Annotated in this window: 4 protein-coding genes; 1 reads left to right on the forward strand and 3 read right to left on the reverse strand. The window is 70.7% G+C overall.

Annotated elements, in window-relative coordinates; all coding sequences use genetic code 11:
• From IJH84_RS17055 to IJH84_RS17065, 3 genes are all read right to left on the reverse strand, one after another.
• Positions 1-901: acyl-CoA dehydrogenase family protein (locus IJH84_RS17055; RefSeq protein ID WP_295146163.1), on the reverse strand; the 901-nt coding region annotated here is incomplete at its 3' end.
• Positions 902-933: 32 nt separating this feature from the next.
• Entirely contained in the window at positions 934-2079 is a 1146-nt protein-coding gene (locus IJH84_RS17060) for a thiolase family protein (RefSeq protein ID WP_200070679.1), read from the reverse strand.
• Positions 2080-2106: 27 nt separating this feature from the next.
• Positions 2107-3648, reverse strand: a complete 1542-nt coding sequence (locus IJH84_RS17065) for an acyl-CoA synthetase (RefSeq protein WP_295146167.1) — start codon at positions 3646-3648, stop codon at positions 2107-2109.
• A 128-nt stretch (positions 3649-3776) separates the two neighbouring features.
• Here IJH84_RS17065 and IJH84_RS17070 point away from each other — a divergent pair.
• Positions 3777-4180: helix-turn-helix domain-containing protein (locus IJH84_RS17070; RefSeq protein ID WP_295146169.1), on the forward strand; the 404-nt coding region annotated here is incomplete at its 3' end.

Here is a 4180-nt window from a genome sequence, read left to right on the forward strand (position 1 = left end):
CCTCCTGGCTCAGCCGCGTGTTGAACAGCGCCAGCGCCCGTTCCTTCGCGTGCAGCGCGGCGAGCCCGGCGCGGACCGACGGGTCCGCGGAAATCCCCTTCGCCCGGGCGATTCCGGCGAGGTTCGCCGAGCCGAGCGGTTCGTCCCGGCGGCGGACCGAGCCGCCCAGCGACACCCGCTCGTGCCCGAGCATCGTCACCGCAGCGGCCCAGCCCTGGCCCACCTCTCCCAGCACCGCATCGGCGGGCAACCGGACCTCGTCGAAGTAGACCTCGTTGAACGGGGCACCGCCGGTCATGTCCCGCAACGGCCGCACCGCAACACCGGCGGCGTGCATGTCGATGACGAACATGGTCAGCCCGGCGTGCTTCGGCACGTCCGGATCGGTCCTCGCCAGCACCGCGCCGAAATCCGCGTGCTGCGCCCCGGAAGTCCACACCTTCTGCCCGCTGATGACCCATTCGCCGCCGTCGAGCACCGCTCTGGTCTGCAGGCTCGCCACGTCCGACCCGGCGCCGGGTTCGGAGAACAGCTGGCACCAGATCTCCTCGCCGCGCAGCAACGGCCGGACGTAGCGGTTCTTCTGCACCTCGGTGCCCAGGTCCAGCAGCGTCGGCCCGCACATGCCCATGCCGATCACGAACGGCCCGGTGGGCAGCTCGTACCCGGCGGCCTGCTCGCGGAAAGCCCGCTCCTGCGCGGCCGTTCCGCCCTGCCCGCCGTACTCCGCGGGCCAGGTGATGCCCGCCAAGCCCGCGTCGTGCAGCGCGGCCTGGAACCGCTTGGCCACCGGGATCAGCTCGTCCGGGGCGAGTTCGGGCCATCCCGCGGGAACCTCGCCTCGCAGGAAGTCCTCGGCACGCCGCCGGATTTCCGCATCGTCCGATTCGGACACCGCCATCTGCGCCACCTCTCCGAGCTCCGTTCGATGCCCTACAACCGCTCCAGGATGGTCGCGTTGGCTTGTCCGCCGCCTTCGCACATGGTCTGCAACCCGTATTCGACTCCGGCGTCCCGCATGTGGTGCACCAGCGTGGTCATGATCCGCGCCCCGCTGGCACCGAGCGGGTGGCCGAGCGCGATCGCTCCGCCCAGCGGGTTGAGCGTCTTCCAGTCGGCGCCGATCTCGGCCTGCCACGCCAGCGGAACGGGCGCGAACGCCTCGTTGACCTCGTAGACCCCGATCCGGTCGACCGGCAATCCGCTGCGCCGCAAGGCTTTCTTCGTCGCCGGGATCGGCGCGGTGAGCATGATGACCGGATCGTCGCCCGCCAGCGTCGCGGTGTGCACCCGCGCCAGCGGCCGCAAACCGAGTTCGGCGGCCTTCTCGCTGGTGGTCATCAGCAGCGCGGCGGAACCGTCGCTGATCTGCGAGCTGTTGCCCGCGGTGATCACACCGTGCTCGTCGAACGCGTTCTTCAGCCCGGCGAGCTTGTCCACAGTGCCACCGCGGCGCACGCCCTCGTCCGCACCGACGACGGTGCCGTCCGGCAGCGTGATCGGCACGAGCTGCTCGTCGAACGCGCCGGAATCCTGCGCTGCGGCGGCCTTTTCGTGCGAGGCGATGCTGAACTCGTCGACCTGGGTGCGGCTCAGGCCCCACCGCCGCGCGATCATCTCGGCACCGACGCCCTGGTTCGGGCGCACCCCGTCGAGCCGCGCGGTGAGCTGTTCGCCCAACGGGTCCGCGCCCTGGGTGGTGCTGCCCATCGGCACCCGGCTCATCGATTCGACACCGCCCGCCACGACCACGTCGTAGTGCCCCGCGACGAGCCCGGCCGCGGCGAAGTGCACCGATTGCTGCGAAGAACCGCACTGGCGGTCCACCGTCACGCCGGTCACCGAGTTCGGCCAACCGGCCGCGAGCACCGCGTTGCGGCCGATGTCCAAGGTCTGCTCACCGGCCTGGCCGACGCAGCCCCACACCACGTCCTCGATCTCGGCCGGGTCGACCCCGCTGCGCTCGGCCACGGCGCCGAGCACCCGCGCCGAGAGGTCCACCGGGTGCACGCCCGAAAGCGCCCCGTTGCGCTTGCCCACCGGGGTTCGCACTGCTTCCACGATCACCGCGTCTCGCACGGTTCCTCCTCGGTTCGAATGCGGCGCTCAGACGGTTTCGGCCGCATAGCGGGATTTCAGGGTGCCTTTGACGAGCTTGCCGGTCGGTGTCCGCGGCAGCGCGTCCAGGAAGTCCACGCTGCGCGGGACCTTGTAGTTCGCGATGCGCGAGCGCACGTGCTCCAGCAGTTCCCGCTCCAGTTCCGGGCCGGGTTCGGCGTCTGCGGCGGGCTGCACGACCGCCTTCACCGACTCGCCCATCTCCGGGTCCGGCACGCCGATCACCGCCACGTCGGCGATCTTCGGGTGCAGCGCCAGCAGGTCCTCGATCTCCTGCGGGTAGATGTTCACCCCACCGGAGATGATCATGAAGGCTTTCCGGTCGGTGAGGAACAGGTAGCCGTCCTCGTCCACGTAGCCCACATCGCCGACCGTCGCCCAGTTCTGGTGCCGCGGATGCCGCGCCGCGCGGGTCTTGGCCGGGTCGCCGAGGTACTGGAACGGCTGCTCGTCGCGTTCGAAGTAGACGGTGCCGACCTCGCCCGCGGGCAGCTCGGCTCCCTCGTCGTCGCAGATCCGCACGGTGCCGAGCCCGCCGACGCCGACCGAACCGGGTTTCTGCAGCCAGCTGTGCGAGTCGATGAAGGTCATGCCGATGCCCTCGGTCGAGGAGTAGTACTCGTAGAGCACCGGCCCCCACCACTCGATCATCTTCTGCTTGACCTCCACCGGGCACGGCGCCGCCGCGTGGATCGCGACCCGCTGGCTGGAGAGGTCGTGGCGCTCCCGCACCTCGGGCGGCAGTTTGAGCATCCGGACGAACATCGTCGGAACCCATTGGCTGTGCGTGACGCCGTAGCGCTCGATCGCGCGCAGCGCCTGCTCCGGTTCGAAGCGCTCCATCATCACCACGGTTCCGCCGAGCGCCTGCGTGGAGACGGAGTACCGCAGCGGCGCGGCGTGGTAGATCGGCGCGGGCGAGAGATACGTGGTGTCCGGGCCGAATCCGTAGAGCGCGGCCATCGCGTCGGCGAGGATGTCGCCCGGCTCGTGCACCTGGCGGTCCGGCAGATCCGGCCGGATTCCCTTGGGGCGCCCGGTCGTTCCGGACGAGTAGAGCATGTCCGCGCCGCGCGGCTGGTCCTGCGGCGGCTCCGGCGAAGCGCCGGCCAGCGCGGTGTCGTAATCGCCGTAGCCGGCGACCTCGCCACCGAAGGCGAGCCGCAGCTCGGCCCCGGGAACCTGCTCGGCGACCTCGGTCGCGATCTCGGCCAGCGCCGCCGACACGATCAGCGCGGACGCGCCGGAATCGTTGACGATGTAGGAGATCTCGTCCGCGGTCAGGTGGTTGTTCACCGCCGTGATGTAGAGACCCGAACGCACCGCGGCCCAGTAGACCTCGAACGCGGGCAGCGCGTTGTCGGTCAGCAGCGCCACCACGTCACCGCGCTGCAGCCCGGATTCGCGCAGCACGTGCGCCAGCCGGATCGAGCGCTCCTCCAACTCGCCGTAGCTCAGCCGAGCACCCGAACCGGCCATGATCACCGCAGGTCGCTGCGGATCGATCGCGGCATGGGCACCTGGAAACATGCGGCTCCTCCTCGAACCCGGCGAAAATCCACCCGCAGGCGCTTCGAGAGTCGCACCGCCGCACACGAGCGGTCAATGCCGACTGTTCGCGGACGCGGAACCGGCCGGCGGCCGGGTAGGGTGTGCGAGTGGTCCAGTCCGAGACGACGCGCACCGATGGCGCGGGAGAATCCGCGGCGAAGGCCGACGGCGCGGCACCGCGCACCCGCCGGGAACGCAGCGCCGACAGCCGCGCGCTGATCCTCGACGCCGCCGTGGACTGCCTGATCGAGCACGGCTACGCCGGGGCTTCCACGCTGGTGATCCAAGCCAAGGCGGGAGTCTCGCGCGGGCGGCTGCTGCACCACTTCCCGTCCAGGGACGGGCTGCTGGTCGCGGCCGCGCAGCACCTGGCCAACACCCGGCTCGCGCAGACGCGGGAACGCGCCGAGAGCAAGCTCGCCGCCGAGCCGGAAGGGCCCGCGCGGGTCGAGCGCTGCATCGAACTGCTCTGGGAAACCTTCCAGGAACCGCACTTCTGGGCCGCGATCGA

Origin of the sequence: Saccharopolyspora sp., assembly GCF_017434145.1 — a bacterium.
Taxonomy (GTDB): Bacteria; Actinomycetota; Actinomycetes; order Mycobacteriales; family Pseudonocardiaceae; genus Saccharopolyspora_C; species Saccharopolyspora_C galaxeae.